This is a genomic window from Ignavigranum ruoffiae, assembly GCF_900110675.1.
GTDB lineage: Bacteria > Bacillota > Bacilli > Lactobacillales > Aerococcaceae > Ignavigranum > Ignavigranum ruoffiae.
Map to the genome: position 1 here is coordinate 269,653 of NZ_FOEN01000001.1, position 18,341 is coordinate 287,993.

Here is an 18,341-nt window from a genome sequence, read left to right on the forward strand (position 1 = left end):
TTAATAATATTCAAAGGGACTGGTAGACACAGAACTTTCCAACACTTCAATCGACCAAGCAAAGTGCTGAGAAGCTTCTCTTAATATTTCAGCCATCTTGTGATTAAAGATTGATTCGATATAATGACCACAATCAAGGGTCATAAAGTCAAAATCTTGGGCTTGGTGCCCCTTGTGATAGGTAATGTCACCCGTAATAAAGACATCCGCCTGGGTCGCGGCAACTTGTTCGAGCAATGAGCTGCCTGAACCGCCGATAATCACTATCTTTTGATAGGATGATTTTGGTTCGGCCTCAATGACCGTCAACTGGTTTAAAGCAAATCTCTCTTTAACTAAGTTGAGTAAGTCAATGCGACTCAAAGGCTGGTCGAGTGTACCTACTCGACCTAATCCAGGTTGATCCGTATCACTGGTTGAAGCGAGCGACTGAATATCGCTTAAAGATAATGCTTCTGCCAGCCAATCATTCATCCCATCCCAAGCAATATCAAGATTCGTATGAAGCGCATACACTGAAATATTATGTTTGATAATTTGACTATACATTTCTATGTTAGGAAAATCAAGATTAAATCGTTGAATCGATTGGAAGATAGGTGGATGATGGACAATCAAGGTATCAACTTTACGTTCAATCGCTTCTTGAACGATTTGTGGACGCAAATCTAAGGCCGTCATTAAGCGTTGGACAGGTTGGCTAGAACGACCAAAATGTAAGCCAACTTGGTCCCAGGATTCCGCGAGCGATTGGGGATATTTATAATCTAGAAAATCAGTAATATCTTTAAGTTGTGGGGTATGTTGGGCTTCAGTCATCGATAATTCCTCCTGAATCATTTGAATCGATTGGCGTAAGGGTTCAATCAGCTGAGGTTGAGCTTGTTTTGCTTGCAAGATTTGTTTGAGGATCCGTCGTCGTTGTTCTAGTTCTTTGGTCCACTTGGCTATAAATTGTGGATGTTTCTTTTGGCGATTGATCGGTCCCATCAGCAGATCCGCTGCTGATAATTCTTCTTTTCTATCTTTATCTTTTTTTTGAGCTACGATAATTTGATAGTCGTGCTTGTGTTCATTAATAATCTCTTCATCCACAATTTGATAGTTATGTTGACTTAACCATGATCTAATCCATTGGCTTCCATTATTGGATTGCAGGACTAGCGTATGTTGGTCCGTCAATACTTGAGGGGCTTGATCTAGGATCTGACTGATCAGTTTGCCACCCATACCACAAATCGAAACGACATTCACCAGGTCTTCCGGATCTAAGACCGACAAACCATCGCCTAAGCGTACTTGAATCCGGTCTGCTAAATGCTGACGACGGACTTCAGCTTGGGCAGACTCAAAAGGCCCTCGGACGACCTCGCCGGCAATGGCTGATTCAATGATTGATTGTTTTATCAGATAGACAGGCAGGTAGGCATGGTCAGTACCAATATCAGCCAATCGAATAGGATTTTGGCCATATTTCTCAATATATTCAGCGACTTTTAACAGTCGCAAGGATAGGTTGTCAGAATTCATAAATCCTCCAAAAAAATTCACCTTATGACCGGCATAAGATGAATAGTAATGTTATTCTAAGAAATCTTTTAATTGTTTTGATCGGCTAGGATGGCGTAATTTCCGTAAAGCTTTGGCTTCGATTTGACGAATCCGTTCCCGGGTTACTCCGAATACCTTACCGACTTGCTCTAAGGTACGAATATTACCATCATCCAGACCGAAACGCAGACGTAATACATTCTCCTCACGGTCAGTTAAGGTATCCAATACATCTTCCAGTTGTTCTCTTAATAAAGAAGAGGCAGTGAAAGCTTCCGGACTCATTGCCCCTTCGTCTTCAATAAAATCGCCTAAATGGGAGTCATCTTCTTCACCGATTGGTGTTTCTAAAGAGACGGGTTCTTGAGCGATCTTCAGAATTTCACGGACTTTCTCAGTCGGCAGATCCATTTCCGCCCCAATCTCTTCAGGTGTCGGTTCTCGACCCAAGTCTTGCAGTAGGTTACGTTGGATCCGGACTAATTTATTAATTGTTTCGACCATATGAACTGGAATCCGAATGGTTCTAGCTTGGTCAGCTATCGCCCGCGTAATCGCCTGACGAATCCACCAGGTTGCATAGGTTGAAAATTTAAAACCTTTGGTATAGTCGAATTTCTCAACGGCTTTCATTAAGCCCATGTTCCCCTCTTGAATCAAATCTAGGAAAGACATGCCCCGACCGACATAGCGTTTAGCGATCGATACGACCAATCGTAAGTTAGCCTCAGCCAATTCTTGTTTGGCTAATTCATCGCCGTTCTCAATCCGAATCGCTAATTCCACTTCTTCATCGGCATTCAGTAATTCAACGCGTCCAATTTCCTTCAGATACATTCTAACCGGATCTGATACTTTTATCTTCGATTGAGTCGCTTTCGATGCCGTGGTATCCACATCAACTTGTTCTGCACGAACCATTTGTTGTTTGGTAGGACCACCATCATCGCCGACAACAGCAATACCACTGTCTTCAACTTCCTGAATTAATTTATCCATTTGATCGGCATCGAGACGATATGGGCTAGCAATGGTTTCTGTCAACTCATCATAATGAATTTGTCCGATGAGTTTCTTTTCTTTGATCAGTTGTTTCTTTGCTTCAGAATAAGTCAGTTTAAGTTCTTGCTTATTTTTGTCTGTCTCATTTTGTGAAGATGCTTTGTTTTCTGCCATGGCAACTGCCTCCTTATTTAATTTTCCTTAATAGAGTCATAATGCGAAGCATTGTTTGATTTTCTTTGTTTTTCTGATTGGTTAATCTTAGTTGGTTTAACTCTTCACTGAGTTCCTTCACTTCTTGCTTGATAAAAGCCCGCTCGATAGTAGCTAAGCAATCTTCCATCACTTTGCGGTTAAAGTCTAACTTTTCACTTTCCCAGAGAATGGAAGTTAATAAATCATTCATCCGCACATCGGTCACCCGATCTGTCACTTGAGTCAAAGGTAAGGGATTTCCTTCTTCATAATAATATTCTTGAACAATTAGGAAGAGTTCTTGCGCTAGCGGATGGAATAAGACGATCGGCTGGTCTAGTTCCTCTATGAACTGCCACGCTCGAGGGTAAAATATCAAATTAAATAGAATCGTCTTTTCACTTTGTAAAGCTTCTTTTGAATAGAATTCTTCCATTCTTGGGCTCAAATCGACTGTCGTAGCTGAACCAACCACTTGGGACTGTTCCTGTGTTTGATCGACTTGGTGCAAAATCTGACGGTTGACTTGTTCTTGAATCATCGCTTCTTCTAATTGATAGGTTCGACTTAAATCGGTAATTCTTAGCGAGCGCTCAACCGGTGACTTAATTTGGCTGATCAATTGGATCAAATGCTCAATATACTGAGCCAAGCCTTGGTCATCATTCAACTGATACTGAGGCTTGATATATTCGCGCTGGAATTCATAGAAAGACTCGGCTTGATCAATCAATTTTTGGAAACTTTCCCGACCATATTTCTTAATCCATTCGTCAGGGTCTAATTGATTGGGAATTTTAATGGTCTTGGCTTGGATCTGATCTAATTTTTGAACTAAATCAAAGGCTCTGGCGGTCGCCTTCTGTCCAGCTTGATCACCATCAAAGACAAAAATAATTTCTGAGGCAATCTTTCTCAAGCTTTCAAGGTGATTAACAGTTAAGCTGGTCCCCATCGTAGCTACCACGTTCTCAAAGCCTGCTTGATATAGACTGATAACATCCATATACCCTTCACAGACGATATGATAACCCAGTTTGCGACTAGCTGGTCGGGCTAAATCTAAATTGTAAATTAAGCGCGACTTATTGAAGATTTCAGTTTCGGGTGAATTAATATATTTGGCCTGGTCAGCTTGTGAATCCAAGAAAGCCCGACCACTAAATGCAATCACCCGTCCCTGTTGATTTCTCAAGGGAAAGATTAGCCGGCCCCGGAATCGATCAACTAATTGGCCTTGCTGGTCCAAATAGAAGATGCCTGATTGGAGAGCTTGTTCTTGACTGAAGCCCTTCTCTTGAATTAAATTGATGAGCAAGTCAGAATTCTGGGGAGCCATCCCTAGTTGAAATGTTTCAATGGTTTCGGTCGCTAATTGCCTATCTTGCAAATAGGCTAAGCCAGGCTGAGCTTTCTTGGTATTGACCAAGTAATAATGATAGAACTCAGCCACCCATTGATGAATTTGATATAGATGGCTGTGGGCTTGAGTAGGTTTATCTTGGCTTAAATCCAAGTTTAACGGAACATGGGCAAACTCAGCCACCTTTTGGACCGCTTCTGGGAAGGAGACCCCTTCCATTTCTTGAATAAATGAGAAGACATTGCCCCCTCTACCACAAGAGAAACACTTGAATATCTGTTTATCCTGCGATACTGAGAAGGAAGGATTACGATCTTCATGGAAAGGACAAGAAGCGATATAATTGTTACCGCGTTTATTCAAGTCAACGTACTGACCGATTAAATCAACAATATTCGTCTGAGAGCGAATCTTTTCAATCATTTCTTGTGGGATATGTACCATCTTATCCCTCTTTCTATTAAACAGCTCATGGTAAAAGAAATGATACCTTTTAATCTAGAGCTAGATAATCTTCGATAATTTGCCAAATATCTTCCTTACCTGAACCCGTCTGACTAGAGAATGGGAATAAGGCGTCGGTACTGGGTAAATCGAGATCTTTCTTAAACATGGCCAAATGTTTGTTCCATTGATTCTTCTGCACCTTATCAGCCTTGGTTAAGATTAAGGCAAAAGGAATATCTAATTGATCAATCCAGTCGTACATTTGTTGGTCAAGTTGACTAGGATGATGACGAAAATCCATTAAAAGAAAAATCAGGGCTAAATTTGACCGAGTTTGTAAGTATTGACTAATCATGGCTTGCCATTGTTGTCGTTCTTTTTTTGAAACACGTGCGTAACCATAGCCCGGCACATCGACGAGTCTGAAGCGTTGATCAATCTGATAGAAATTAAGGGTTTGAGTCTTCCCCGGTTGGCTCGAAGTGCGTGCTAAATGACGACGACCAATTAATTTATTAATAAAAGATGACTTTCCAACATTGGACCGGCCTAAAAGAGCAATTTCATTTAAATTACTCGTCGGATATTGCTTGGGACTGACTGCGCTAATTTCTAATTCTGCTGCTTGAACTTGCATAGAAATTCCTTTCTAGGAAGCTAATTTCTTACCATGGGCCCCGTAGTATTGAACCGGTGTCTTATCCATAACATTATCCTTATTAATGACCACCTTTTTGATTTCTTCTCGGCTAGGCACTTCATACATAATATCTAACATGACATCTTCAATAATCGAGCGTAACCCCCGGGCTCCTGTATTTCGTTCAAGAGCTAGATCGGCAATAGCTTCCAATGCTTCTTCTTTCATTTCCAATTTCACCCCATCCAGGGCCAAAATCGTCTCATATTGTTTAACTAAAGCATTCTTCGGTTCGGTCAGAATTCTTACTAAATCTTGACGATTCAACTTATCCAAGGCGGCTGTAATTGGAATCCGGCCAATAAATTCTGGAATTAAACCAAACTTTAATAAGTCCTCAGAACTTAAATGTTGCATGACCGATTGATCGTTATCGAATTGTACATTGGATGAACCAAAACCAATCACTTTACTTCCGAGTCTTTCTTTGACAATCGTTTCAATGCCATCAAAGGCTCCACCAACAATAAAGAGGATTTGACTGGTATCCATTTGGATAAAATCTTGACCAGGATGCTTCCGACCCCCTTTAGGCGGGATGTTAGCAACGGTTCCTTCAAGAATCTTGAGTAAGGCTTGTTGAACACCTTCCCCACTGACATCACGAGTAATCGATACATTCTCGCTCTTACGTGAAATTTTATCAATTTCATCGATATAGATAATGCCCTTGGAGGCTCGTTCAATATCATAATCGGCAGCTTGGACTAATTTAAGCAGCACATTCTCAACATCTTCACCCACATAGCCTGCTTCAGTTAAAGTCGTCGCATCGGCAATAGCAAAAGGCACATTGAGAATGCGAGCTAAAGATTGAGCTAGGAAAGTCTTCCCTGATCCAGTCGGGCCAATTAAAGCAATATTACTTTTCTGTAATTCAATGTCATCGCTATGATTCAAGTTATGATTAATCCGCTTATAGTGATTATATACCGCAACGGCTAAGGTCTTCTTGGCACGATCTTGACCAATCACATAGTCATTCAAAATAGCTACAATTTCATCCGGTCTTAAGACATTTATAATTTCATCATGATGGTCAATTTTAAGTTCTTCATCCATAATCGATTTGCATAAATCGACACATTCATTGCAAATATAGACATCGGGACCGGCAATAATTTTGTCGACTTCATCTTGACTTTTACCACAGAAAGAACAGAAAAATCGTTTCTTCTCATTCATATTTGTGTTCATAGTTCCTCCTTGATAATAAGAAAGAGGTATGCGAATGACCACTAAAGAATTCACGTGACTCATGCATACCTACATAAATTATTATTAAAGCATTATTCTTCTTCTGCTGATTCTAAGACTAAATTCATCGCTTTCTTTAGCTTGATATCTGATGTTAACATATCATTGCTTACATAGCCACGAACTTGATCTTCATTCATATTATATTGCTTCGCAAGATTAGCAATTTCTTCATTAATTTCTTCTTCAGATACTTGAAGGTCTTCAGCCTTAACAATGGCTTCAAGCACTAAGTTGGTTTTGGTTCTTAATTCTGCTTCACCTTCAAATTGTTTGTGTAAATCTTCTTCGGTGGTTCCAGTAATTTGATAATAAAGTTCAGGTTGGATACCTTGGCGAGAAAGATTATTTAAGAAGAAGTCCATTTGACGGTGAATTTCTTCATGAACCATTTCGCTTGGAATGCCGCCTTCGATTTCTGCATTATCAACCGCTTGGCGCAATACCTTGTCTTCAAAGGCGTCTTGGCTGGCTTTTTCAGCTTGACTGGTCAAATCAACTTTAATCTTATTCTTTAATTCTTCCAGTGTTTCGACTGCATCATCCAAGTCCTTAGCTAACTCATCATCTAAGTCAGGTAGACTTTCGGATTTAACTTCGTGAACTTTTACTTTGAAAGTGGCTTCTTTACACGCTAATTCTTTCGCTTGGTAATCTTCAGGGAAAGTCACATTCACATCTTTTTCTTCTTCGGCTTTAACCCCGACTAATTGATCTTCAAAGCCTGGAATAAATGAACCAGAACCTAATTTCAAGGAATGATTGCTTCCTTGTCCACCCTCAAAGGCTTCTCCATCGATAAATCCTTCAAAGTCAATAACCACCGTATCGCCTTCTTCAGCGGCATCTTCTTTTAAGACAAGTTCAGCTAAGCTGGCCCGTTTTTCTTCTAGAGATTTCTCTACATCTTCGTCGCTGATTTCAACAGCGTCTTTCTCAACTTTAAGCCCTTTATAATCCCCTAATTTAACTTCAGGTTTTAAACTTACCTTAGCCGTTAATTTCCAAGGTTGGCCTTTCTCAATGCTTTCAACATCAAATTCAGGTTGACCTACCACTTCTAAGTCCGCTTCTTTCACAGCTGCTTCATAAGCTTCTGGTAATAAGAATTTCAAAGCTTCATCATAAAGTGCTCCTTCGCCATAGACATTATTGAAAATTTGGCGAGGCACCTTTCCTTTTCTAAATCCTGGTACAGATATTTGTTTTTGTATTCTCTTGAAAGCAACGTCTAAGCCTTTTTTAACTTTATCTTGAGCAATCTCGAAGCTAAGCGTTCCTTCATTTTTATTGGTTTCTTCAAATTTTACTGTCATGTCTTTACCCTCCAACGATATCTGTATTTATTACATACCTTGATATTTTAACGTATTATTCCTGATTTGTAAATACATTTAACCGAATACAGCTGATAGAGTCAATGTTTATTTACTTATTGTTCAAAATATGTCTCAGAGTATTGTTCTTCCTAATCCATAGTCAACAATAATATGCTAAAATATAATTAATTCACACTTTTACAATAAATTATTCAACTATAGTCCTAACGGATAGGCTATAATAAGATAGGTGATTCAGATGATAAATTATCCACTAGGCCACCGTCCTCGCTCAAATTCTCATCCGCAGTCTCAACAACAGACGACGTATTATGGGAGCCGAGGCATGTCCTTGGAAGAAATGATTAATGCATCCAATCAGTATTATCTACAACATCAAATAGCGGTCATCCATAAGAAACCGACACCCATTCAAATTGTCAACGTGTCCTATCCCCGTCGGTCGGCCGCTAAGATTACGGAAGCTTATTTCCGCCAAGCTTCAACCACAGATTATAATGGCATCTATCAAGGCTATTATATTGATTTTGAAGCCAAAGAAACCAAGAATAAGACTCGCTTTCCCTTAGACAACTTAAAAGCCCATCAATTAGAACACATGGCTCAGTGTTATCAGCAAGGGGGAATCGTCTTCTTGCTGATTTCCTTTGTCAGCTACGGGGAAGTCTATCTATTGCCCTACCCCACTTTAAAGACACTGATTCAAGATTCCAAAAGAAAGAGTCTTTCATACAAAATCATCCAAGAAAAGGCCTATTTATGCCCAGTTGGGGTGTTTCCATTAATAGATTATTTAAAAACGGTAGATTCTTATATTCAGTCAGAATCTAAGAATAGGAAAGGAAGTTACTAATGGTCACAGGTAGTCGAGTAGAAAGAAAAAAATATGAAAAGAACCACCGCCGTCCTGGTAAACAGCGCGGACATCGAATTCTTAAAAAAATCCTGATTGTATTAATCTCTCTTGCCTTTATCGTGATATTAGCGGGAGCAGGATTATTTGGTTATTATGCGATGAATGCCCCCGAGATCAGCAAAGAAGAATTAAGAGGCCAGGTCGCCAGTAAAATATTTGACCGCCAAGGTCAATTAATTAAGGAACTCGGTTCGCAAAAAAGAGACCTCTTAGAGAGTTCAGAAATTCCCCAAGTTCTTAAAGATTCGGTCTTAGCTATTGAGGATGCCCGTTTCTATAGTCACAAAGGGGTCGATCCAATTCGAATCATTGGGGCACTTTTGGCTAATATTCGCCAAGGAGACATTGTCCAAGGTGGCTCTACGATTACCCAACAATTAGTCAAACTTTCGGTCTTCTCTACCGACTTCCAAGACCAAACCTTAGAACGGAAGGCACAGGAAGCCTGGTTATCTCTGCAAATTGAGCAGGATTATAGTAAAGATGAAATCTTAACCCTTTACTTAAATAAATTATTCTATTCTAATAACACCTATGGAGCCAAGACAGCAGCTAAATTGTTCTTTGGTAAAGACATTCAGGACATTAACTTAGCGGAAGCGGCCTTACTCGCCGGCATCCCTCAGGCACCTAGTGATTATGATCCTTATAGTCATCCTCAGGTTGCCCAAGAGCGACGTGATACCGTCCTCGCTGTTATGCTAGATCGCGACTTTATTTCCCAGGCCGAGTACGATCAAGCCGTCGCCACTGATGTTTCAGCTATGTTGGTTCCTCTCGCCGAACAGAATCGCGATAAAGTCGACTACGTGATTGATGCCTATTTAGATGTGGTCGCCAAAGAAGTTCAAGATAAGATGAATATTAATATTTATACCGACGGTGTTGAAGTTTATACCAATATGAACTATCAGGCTCAAGAACACTTGTATGATTATGTCAATCAAGAGAATGGTGTTTTTCCAGATGACAAATTACAAACAGCAGTTTCTATTATTGATGTGGATACCGGTGAGTTACAGGCAGTGATTGGCGGGCGTAAGCAAGATGTTACCATGGGCTTGAACCGTGCCAATACTCTTAGTCGAAGCATCGGTTCGACCATGAAACCTTTAGCGGATTATGGCCCAGCTTTTGAATATTTAGGTTTTTCTACTGGTACTCTAGTTGTGGATGAACCTTATACTTATACAAGTGGGGACGCCCTTTATAATTACGACTTTGAATACAAAGGGAATATGACCTTGCGGGAAGCACTCGCTAGCTCACGGAATATTCCAGCTTTGAAGACGTTGCAAGCCGTCGGTCTAGATAATTCTTATGCTTTCTTACAGAAACTCGATATCAATCTGTTGAATAATAATCGCAAAGAATTAGTAGAAGCCAATGCGATTGGAGGCGAAGTCAATCCGATTCAACTCTCAGCGGCTTATGCGGCGATTGCCGATTATGGTCAATATCATCAACCTTTCACTGTTAAGAAAGTTGTTACAGGAGCAGGAACCGTGGAAGAATTCGAGTCTAAAGCACGCCAAGCCATGAAAGATTCGACAGCGTATATGTTAATTGATATTCTAAAAGGGGTTCCCGGTAACTTTGCTTCAAGATCTGGTATTGATAACTTCTATCACGCAGGTAAGACTGGAACGACGAACTATACTGACCAACAGCTGAAAGAACTTGGCGTTGAACCTGGAACGTATGCCGCCCCTGACGGTTGGTATGTTGGCTTCAGTCCTCAGTATGCCATTGCCAGCTGGGTAGGCTATGATAATCCCTTAGAAGCCGGGAATTATCTAAACTTAAATGAAACAGCGATTCCTCAAGATATTTATAAAGAAATGATGACCTTCCTAAGTAAAGATGTGACCAATGTGGATTGGCAGAAACCAGACAGTGTCGTCGAAGTTGAAATTGAGAAGTACACGGATCCAATTATGCTACCTGGCCCTTATACACCAGCCCAAGCCCGGTCTAAGGAACTCTTCCTTAAAGGGAAAGAACCTAAAGAACAATCCCTAGCTTATGGTAAATTCGTCAATCCACCGACTGGCTTTGATGCTAATTATGATCAAGAGAAGAAGACAATTCAAGCCGTATGGGATCCATTAACCGGCCCAGGACAATTTGAACTATCCATTAATGGTGTCGTGGTCTACACGGGTACCGATACCAGCTTCACTTTCCCAGTTGAAGAACTCGGAACTTATGTCCTAAGATTAAAAATCATTGACGGAAATTCTTCTTCCGATACCTTGGTTATCACCCTTACCCTAAAAGATAATCAGTCTGAAGAATCGAGTGATGAATCAGAAGATGAAACCAGTACCGCTGACGAAACTGATAGCTCTTCCCAATCAGAAACGACCAACTCAATCGAACCCAATGCTGATATTTTAAATAACTTTTCAGATCCTCAATAATTTTTCAGTCTGATTCAAGGTTGATATCTACACAAAAATCCACCCTAGTCATTTGCAGCCATTATTAAAGTGGAGCGCTCAGTGACTGGGGTGGATTATTTTATCTTCATTAAAATCACAAAAAACCTCCTAAATCGGAGGTTTTGTTTTGCTGTTATCTTCTTAATCAAGAGAAGTCCGTTCGACCATATCTTCAATTCCTAGCAACTCAGCACATTGGCTAGAATTTGCTTTGGAATAATAGCGACCGAATAAGACCATTAAGAGGTGGGCTTTAGACCACCACGCTTCCGGCAACTTCTCAGTCATGATGCGTTCAATTTGACGGGGTGTCGCATCCTGAGGAACCATTCTTAACCGCTTGCTAATTCGTTCAACATGAGTATCGACAGCAAAGGCTGGTTGATTAAAGGCTAAACTGAGGACCACGTTGGCAGTTTTCCGGCCTACACCGGCTAAAGATTCCAAGTCTTGACGATTATCCGGTACCTGACCTGAGAATTTCTCTACTAGATCAGTTGCCATGGCTTTTAAATATTTGGCTTTATTTCGGTAAAGGCCAATGGTTCTTATAAGTGCTTCGATATCTTTGGTTTGAGCCTGACTCAGCGCCTCAGCTGTCGGATATTTAGCCATCAGTGCAGGCATAATTTGATTAACAGCTTTATCGGTTGTCTGGGCGCTGAGAATCACTGCGACTAATAATTGAAAAGGATCTTCAAAAGCCAGATCTGATTTAGGATCAGGAATAAGCTTCTCCATTGCTTGAATTGCTTTTAGCGTTTCGTTGGCATTTAACATCGAATCACCCGCGATTCCAATCAATTTTCGGGATATTTATCTCAGGGAATTCATGGTTGGGTTGTTGTTTCTGTTGCATCTTCTCTTGAAATTGATAAATTTCTTTCTCAGCTTGCATGACAGTCTGAATATTCTTCTTACGCCAATTCAGTAAGATCCGATCAATATAATTAAAAGATAAAGCTTGATGAATCACTGCTTCACGTAAGGCAATCTTAATTAAGTCGGCCTTGAATTGATCCTTATTGATCCAATTCGATAGTTTCTCTAGTTCAATCGGCGATAAGGGACGGCCAAATTCCGTTTCAAAGCTGGCTACCAAGTTCTGACTTTCATGATACCTGGCATCTTCTTTCATCGAATTCGTCGATTCGAAGAAACGATCATTGATGGTCTCAAATAAGGGACGCAAGCTGAAATGGTCTGTCTGTTTACCATCGGGATTTGGTTTCAACTCTAGAGAAAGATACTTCTTAGTCATCAGTGAGTTGACCACGTCCATTAATTTAGGCCGAGGCCAGCCTAATTGACTGCTAGCAAATTCAAGTTCATCGACGCTCTCCCCTTGGGTCAACCGGGACAGTAAATAAGTAATTAGAACAAATTCATCACTATTTAAATTCAAGTCGGCATAGTGGTTAAATAATTGATTGGGAATCATGGTATTACCTTGCTTTAACCAATCATAAAAAGTAGTCATCTATAACCTCCTAGCATCGGGAGTCATTGACGAATGAGACTCCCTCATTATGGATATAATCGGTTTAATAATCTTGGGAATGGTGAGGTCTCCCGAATATGTTCAATACCTGATAACCAGGCCACACAACGTTCTAATCCCATACCAAAGCCACTGTGAGGAACTGATCCATATTTAGTCGTGTCCAGATACCATTGATAAGCCGCTAAATCGAGACCAAATTTCTCAATATTAGCTTTCATAGTCTCATAATCATTCTCCCGCTCTGAACCGCCAATAATCTCGCCATAGCCTTCAGGGGCAATCATATCCGCACAAAGGACGGTACGAGGATCTTCTGGATTAATCTTCATGTAGAAAGGCTTGATGGTCTTGGGATAATTCAAGATAAAGACTGGTTGGTCGAAGTGATTTGCAATATAAGTTTCATGAGGAGAACCAAAATCATCGCCCCATTCAATATCATCAAAGCCATTATCTTGCAGCAATTGAATGGCATCGGTATATTCAATCCGTGGGGAAGGTGTCTTGGTATAATTCTCAAGCGTGGCAATATCACGGTCCAAACGCTTCAAAGCCAATTGGCAATGATCAATCACATTCCGAACCAAAAAAGCCACATATTCTTCTTGTAAAGCCAGACTAGCTTGATGATCATAATTTGCCATCTCAGGTTCCATCATCCAGAACTCGATCAAATGACGACGGGTCTTAGATTTCTCAGCACGGAAGGTTGGTCCGAATGAAAAGACTTTACCAAAAGCCAAGGCTGCTGCTTCCATATATAATTGACCACTTTGAGAAAGATAAGCCTCTTCATCAAAGTATTCTGTCTTGAATAGTTCTGTCGTTCCCTCAGGCGCTGATCCGGTTAGAATCGGTGGGTCAATTTTAATAAAATCACGGTCATTAAAGAATTGATAGGTCGCGCGAATGATTTCATTACGAATTTGCATGATCGCATGTTGACGAGAAGAACGCAACCATAAGTGACGGTGATCCATCAAGAAGTCTGTACCATGTTCTTTAGGAGTGATTGGGTAATCTTGACTGTCGCCAATCACTTCAAAGTCTTTAATCAAGACTTCATAACCCAGTTCAGAACGAGAATCTTCTTGAATAATCCCTCTGACTTTTAAAGAACATTCTTGGTTCAAATGTTTGGCTTGGTCGAATAATTCATCGCCCACTTCAGCTTTCAAGACAATTCCTTGGAAGAAGGCTGTCCCGTCACGAAGTTGTAAGAAGGCAATCTTCCCACTGGAGCGTTTATTCGTCAACCAAGCATCAATCATCACTTCTTGCCCGACAAAATCAGGCGCTTGCTTCATAGTAATAGTTTCCATACTTTCCTCCTAAATATTTCCAATCGTCTGCATCCATTTACCATCTTTGGCGTTAATATAATAATATTGCATATTGTCTTTGTCGTCTTTAAAGACCACTTCCCACATTACCGTATCTTTCAACTTACCCAGTCTGACATTTAGTAATTTAGCAATTTTATACTCCGAAGCCGCAATCGAAACAGCGTCTTCACTGGAGATTATATCTCTCGGCGTATAAAAGGCCACATCGCCATCTTCCTGATCAACAATCGCGTAACGTTGCTGCCCTTCTTTATCGACAAAATCTAAGGCGAATTGGGTCCTCGCATTCGAAGTCCAATAAAAATTATTAATCGTTTTGACTGGATAATCCAGTTCAACCAGAGCCACGGTTTCCGCTTCTGCTTGGGATATTTTTTGTTGGCTTTGCATAAATACCCATAATAATGACCCAGAGATTAACAATAATAGGATGGTTAAGGTCGATACGGTGCGTCGACTCAATCTAAATTTTCTTTTTGCTGTCATGAGTCCTCCTTTTTATAGCAGCTCGAAATGAATTAAAGCGTTGAGATCTTGTCGCAATCGGTTAGCGTAACCCTTGGTAAAAATACGCTGATCGAATATCGTAACTTTATTAAATATATAAAACTCCTCCATATAAGTCAACATCTCTTTGAAGTCTTGAACCATCTGTGGATAGACGATTTGTTCAAATAAATGTTGGTCCGCCTCTGCCATTAAATAATCCATTGCTAGAATGTAGGTGTGTTTAGGAGATAGAAAAGGTAAGCGAAGGACAAACAAATCGATCTCTGCTGGTTGATATTCATTATGGAGCATCTGTAATTGATCAAAACTCAAAACCAAAATCCCTTGAGTAGATTCTAAGAATCTACGATATATTTTATGGATTGATCCGGATAAAGATTCACTAAACAAACGGTAAGCCTGATAAACGGCCTGATTTTTAAGCAAATAATTGAGAATGCTGGCCGAAGCTTCTTTATTTTCCGCTAAAATAATTAATTTAGCTTTCAACTGATCGAGATGGTCTTCTAGATAGTCAACCAGAAGGTGATATTGGTCAGCTGAATTTGCTTTGGCCGAGCAATAATCCAAAGGCACTTGACCAATGAATTTTTGCTTGCGTCCGGGTCCATGTATGTTAAGCATATAATGTTGCTCCAGTGGAATCACTTTCTTTAACAAAGGTACTCGTTGATTTAAATAGCCCCCCATACTGATGAGAATGGAGTGACCGAAGCAATAAGGTTCGATCATACCACTATTAGAGAATACTAAGGGAAACTGATTCATTTCAAAATGAAAATAATACGAATGAAATTGGTGTGCTCTTAATTCAATATAGGTCAGTGGCCGAAGGAGATTGAACCGCTTAATCTGTTGAAAAAGTGTCGATATGGCTTTATCAGCCGGACTCTTACCGAGATAATCTTCGATGAAATGACTGCAAGTCTTGGCCTGATCCAACCAGTTTTGAATGAAGTTCACAAATTCTGGCCAAATCGCTTGTCGCGGATCTAGATAAAGCGATAAATTTATTTGCTTGGGACTTGGTTCAGGCTGATGATCCTTAAATTGCAGATCTAACCAATCCATTAATTGGTTACTGGTCCTAAGAAATTCTTGCAGACGCTTGGTTTGTTCAAATTCTGCTCCCCTTAATCGACCTTGATCTATAAACCGATTAACGACGTCAAAGATCCGACTGATGTCCAAGCTTACTCGCTCTTGCCAGCGTTTGGTTTGAATATAATGACCTAAATTGTCTAATAGTAGATGCCATTGAGGATCAATCAGATGGGATAGGAATGACTGAGGTTGCTGAAGTAATTGAATCAAATAAGCGTGATCAATTAACAAGACTTGGGCTTGTTGAGCCTGAGACTTCATCCGTTCATAAAAAAGATGAGCCGCTCCTGACCCAAAATCTGAACGATATTTATCAATTAATTGATCAGCTTGTAATTCTTGATTAATTTCTCGGTAATGTCCCTCTGTACTATGGGAAAGCCAATGGATACTAGCTGCTAAGACGGTCAACTCATGCTGATTCAAGGCGAGTTGACTTTTGCGTGCTAAAAGCGTTTCAATCATATTTCGATCAATAAATTGAGTTTGCGGACTTAACTGCTGATAAACTAGTTGTGGATTGGTTTGGTCTAACCATTCTCTCAAATAATCGATCTGGCCTGAATGGCTCAGAGCGATCAGGACTTTATTTCCTTGGCGGATCAAATAATCAGCCAAATGAAATACCGTCGAAGGAAACATTGGCATCTGGTCATCTTCAACGAGAAGATGGGGGTGGTCCTGATAGGCTTCCAGAATGGGCAATAGATAATCCGTTGCTGAGTTTAAGTTACTTGGCTTTGAATTTTTCTGAACCGAAATTTCTGTCTTCTCTATTGGCATATCAAAGAGTTCCGGTTCTTGGAAGAATATTTGGGTCTGATAAGGTAGTTCGGCGACCAAATCAGCAATTTTGGGGATTAATTCAGTATCGATCGTTGTGACAATCTGTGCCATTCGCGCGAGAATTTGACAGGTAATTCGTGCATCTGCCAAGGCGTCGTGCGCCCCTTGAAAAGGTAAAGCGAAATAATGACTCAGATCGGTTAGATTAAAGCCAACCGCATCATAACATAGGATTTTAGCTAAGATGACTGAATCAATGGCTATTGGCTTGAAGTCAAAGCCAGATTGTTTAAAATTATGCTCCAAAAATTTATAATCAAAATTCAAATTATGGGCAACAAAAATACAATCCTGTAAACGATGAAACCACAAATTTGCCACTTGTTCAAAGCTTGGTGCTTTATCAGTCTCCCCTTGTTGAATACCCGTCAAACGCTGGATATGCTCGGGAATATCACGTTCAGGGTTAATCAACATATTATATTCATTGATAATTTGACCCTCAGAATAAATAATGGCAGCGATTTGAATGATTTTGTCGTCTTTTTGATAATTGGGTCCAGTCGTCTCGATATCAATGACCGCAATTTTGGCTTTATTTTGCAAACTATCACCTCATTGGTCCCTTGGTTCGAATATAAGCTTCGAGTGCTGGATAAGTATTCTCTAATTCATGGTGCAATATCTTACGTTCAATCTCGGCCATCAGCTGACCAATCATTGGTCCCCCTTTGGTCAACTGCAGAATAGTCATAATATCATGACCATTTATGGCCATCTCTTGGCGATTTTGAATGGCAAGTTGTTTAATCCGCTCAGCAATATGATAGTTTTGTTTAGGATAATGATAGGTTAAATAGGCTTCAATCTCTAATAGCAAATCATGATTTGCCAAGTACAGATCCATGGTTCCAAGTTCATGCTCGATCATTTTAGGTAAGAGCTGACGAATCTCAATCACATCATAAATCAATTGTTTACTATGGGTCCAGGCTTTAAGATAAGTAGCAAGGTGCTGAGTCTCAATACCCACTGCTTTAGTATACAAGGCCCAAATTAAGGATTCCGAGACTTGGTCTCCTTGTTGGTTGACCGGTTTGAGCCATTTCTGTAAGCGGTCCATACCCTTTGGCTGAGTCACGTATTTAATTTCAGGCAAATAATCCCATAGACCCGACTCAACGATGGTTTGAGCCCGCTGATAGAAATAAGCTCCCCGAAGAAATTTAGTAAATTCTACCCGGATCCGTTCACGCGAAAGATAGGCTAATTTTTCCTTTTGTTGGCTTATAGCTTCAAAGGTCAAGGGGTCAATATCGAAACCTAATTCACTTGAGAAACGAATAGCCCGTAGCATTCTCAGGGCATCCTCATTGAAGCGTTCACTGGCTAAACCAACGGCGCTAATTTTATGATTCTTCAAATCTTGCAAACCTTGGTGGTAGTCAAACAGCTCTCCATGTCGATTAAACGCTAGGGCATTAATGGTAAAATCTCGTCGCAAAGTATCTTCTGCTAAGTTACGGACAAAAGCTACCGAATCAGGACGACGAAAATCAGAATAGTTGCCCTCAGTTCTAAAGGTCGTAATCTCAAAATTCTGACCTTGGTAAATGACAATGATGGTTCCATGTTCTTTCCCTAAATCAATGGTATGGTGGAATAAGCCTTCAATTTCTTCCGGTCTAGCCGAAGAAGCCAAATCGATATCATGGATGGGCCGGCCCAAAATTGTGTCGCGGACACAACCGCCGACAAAATACACCTCGTATCCGGCCTGTTCAATCAAATCCATTACCGGAAACGCTCGGGTAAATAAAGGATGATTTAAGTCAAATTGCAAGCTAAACCCACCATTCTATTTCTATATAACAAT

General features: G+C 40.3%; 14 protein-coding genes. 2 read left to right on the forward strand and 12 right to left on the reverse strand.

The window, feature by feature from the left end:
- The 6 genes from BMX34_RS01225 to tig form a co-directional block, all read right to left on the reverse strand.
- On the reverse strand, positions 1–1,530 hold the full coding sequence (locus BMX34_RS01225; RefSeq protein ID WP_092569963.1) for a Nif3-like dinuclear metal center hexameric protein: 1,530 nt from the start codon (positions 1,528–1,530) through the stop codon (positions 1–3).
- 51 nt (positions 1,531–1,581) lie between these two features.
- Positions 1,582–2,727 (reverse strand): RNA polymerase sigma factor RpoD, encoded by a 1,146-nt coding sequence (gene rpoD / locus BMX34_RS01230; RefSeq protein WP_092569965.1) that lies wholly within the window; start codon positions 2,725–2,727, stop codon positions 1,582–1,584.
- Between the two features lie 13 nt (positions 2,728–2,740).
- Positions 2,741–4,555, reverse strand: a complete 1,815-nt coding sequence (gene dnaG, locus BMX34_RS01235) for a DNA primase (RefSeq protein ID WP_092569967.1) — start codon at positions 4,553–4,555, stop codon at positions 2,741–2,743.
- 49 nt (positions 4,556–4,604) lie between these two features.
- The gene (gene yihA, locus BMX34_RS01240) at positions 4,605–5,195 is read right to left on the reverse strand and encodes a ribosome biogenesis GTP-binding protein YihA/YsxC (RefSeq protein ID WP_092569969.1); all 591 of its coding nucleotides are present in this window, start codon (positions 5,193–5,195) and stop codon (positions 4,605–4,607) included.
- 12 nt (positions 5,196–5,207) lie between these two features.
- A complete protein-coding gene (gene clpX / locus BMX34_RS01245; protein ID WP_092569971.1) occupies positions 5,208–6,455 on the reverse strand; it encodes an ATP-dependent Clp protease ATP-binding subunit ClpX in 1,248 nt (415 codons plus the stop codon).
- A gap of 92 nt (positions 6,456–6,547) precedes the next feature.
- Entirely contained in the window at positions 6,548–7,831 is a 1,284-nt protein-coding gene (gene tig / locus BMX34_RS01250; RefSeq protein ID WP_092569973.1) for a trigger factor, read from the reverse strand.
- A 262-nt stretch (positions 7,832–8,093) separates the two neighbouring features.
- On the opposite strand from tig, the gene recU reads away from it, so the two are divergent.
- Both recU and BMX34_RS01260 read left to right on the forward strand, forming a co-directional pair.
- Positions 8,094–8,708 (forward strand): Holliday junction resolvase RecU, encoded by a 615-nt coding sequence (recU, locus tag BMX34_RS01255; protein WP_092569975.1) that lies wholly within the window; start codon positions 8,094–8,096, stop codon positions 8,706–8,708.
- Complete coding sequence (locus tag BMX34_RS01260) at positions 8,708–11,194, forward strand: transglycosylase domain-containing protein (protein ID WP_092569977.1); 2,487 nt, start codon at positions 8,708–8,710, stop codon at positions 11,192–11,194. The genes recU and BMX34_RS01260 overlap by 1 nt, the downstream gene beginning before the upstream one ends.
- Positions 11,195–11,356: 162 nt before the next feature.
- On the opposite strand, the gene nth is transcribed toward BMX34_RS01260, so the two are convergent.
- Genes nth through BMX34_RS01290 form a run of 6 tightly spaced genes read right to left on the reverse strand, consistent with a single transcriptional unit; the run spans position 11,357 to position 18,308 of the window.
- Positions 11,357–11,995 carry an endonuclease III gene (gene nth, locus BMX34_RS01265; protein WP_092569979.1) on the reverse strand — a complete coding sequence of 213 codons (639 nt, stop codon included), beginning with the start codon at positions 11,993–11,995 and terminating at the stop codon, positions 11,357–11,359.
- 4 nt (positions 11,996–11,999) lie between these two features.
- Complete coding sequence (locus tag BMX34_RS01270) at positions 12,000–12,695, reverse strand: DnaD domain-containing protein (protein ID WP_092569981.1); 696 nt, start codon at positions 12,693–12,695, stop codon at positions 12,000–12,002.
- A gap of 47 nt (positions 12,696–12,742) precedes the next feature.
- Complete coding sequence (asnS, locus tag BMX34_RS01275; protein WP_092569984.1) at positions 12,743–14,041, reverse strand: asparagine--tRNA ligase; 1,299 nt, start codon at positions 14,039–14,041, stop codon at positions 12,743–12,745.
- Positions 14,042–14,050: 9 nt separating this feature from the next.
- Positions 14,051–14,551, reverse strand: a complete 501-nt coding sequence (locus BMX34_RS01280; protein WP_092569986.1) for a PepSY domain-containing protein — start codon at positions 14,549–14,551, stop codon at positions 14,051–14,053.
- Positions 14,552–14,563: 12 nt separating this feature from the next.
- Positions 14,564–17,071, reverse strand: coding sequence for an exonuclease domain-containing protein (locus BMX34_RS01285; RefSeq protein WP_092569988.1), 2,508 nt, complete (start codon positions 17,069–17,071; stop codon positions 14,564–14,566).
- Positions 17,072–17,075: 4 nt separating this feature from the next.
- On the reverse strand, positions 17,076–18,308 hold the full coding sequence (locus BMX34_RS01290) for a CCA tRNA nucleotidyltransferase (protein ID WP_092569990.1): 1,233 nt from the start codon (positions 18,306–18,308) through the stop codon (positions 17,076–17,078).
- Positions 18,309–18,341 lie beyond the last annotated feature (33 nt).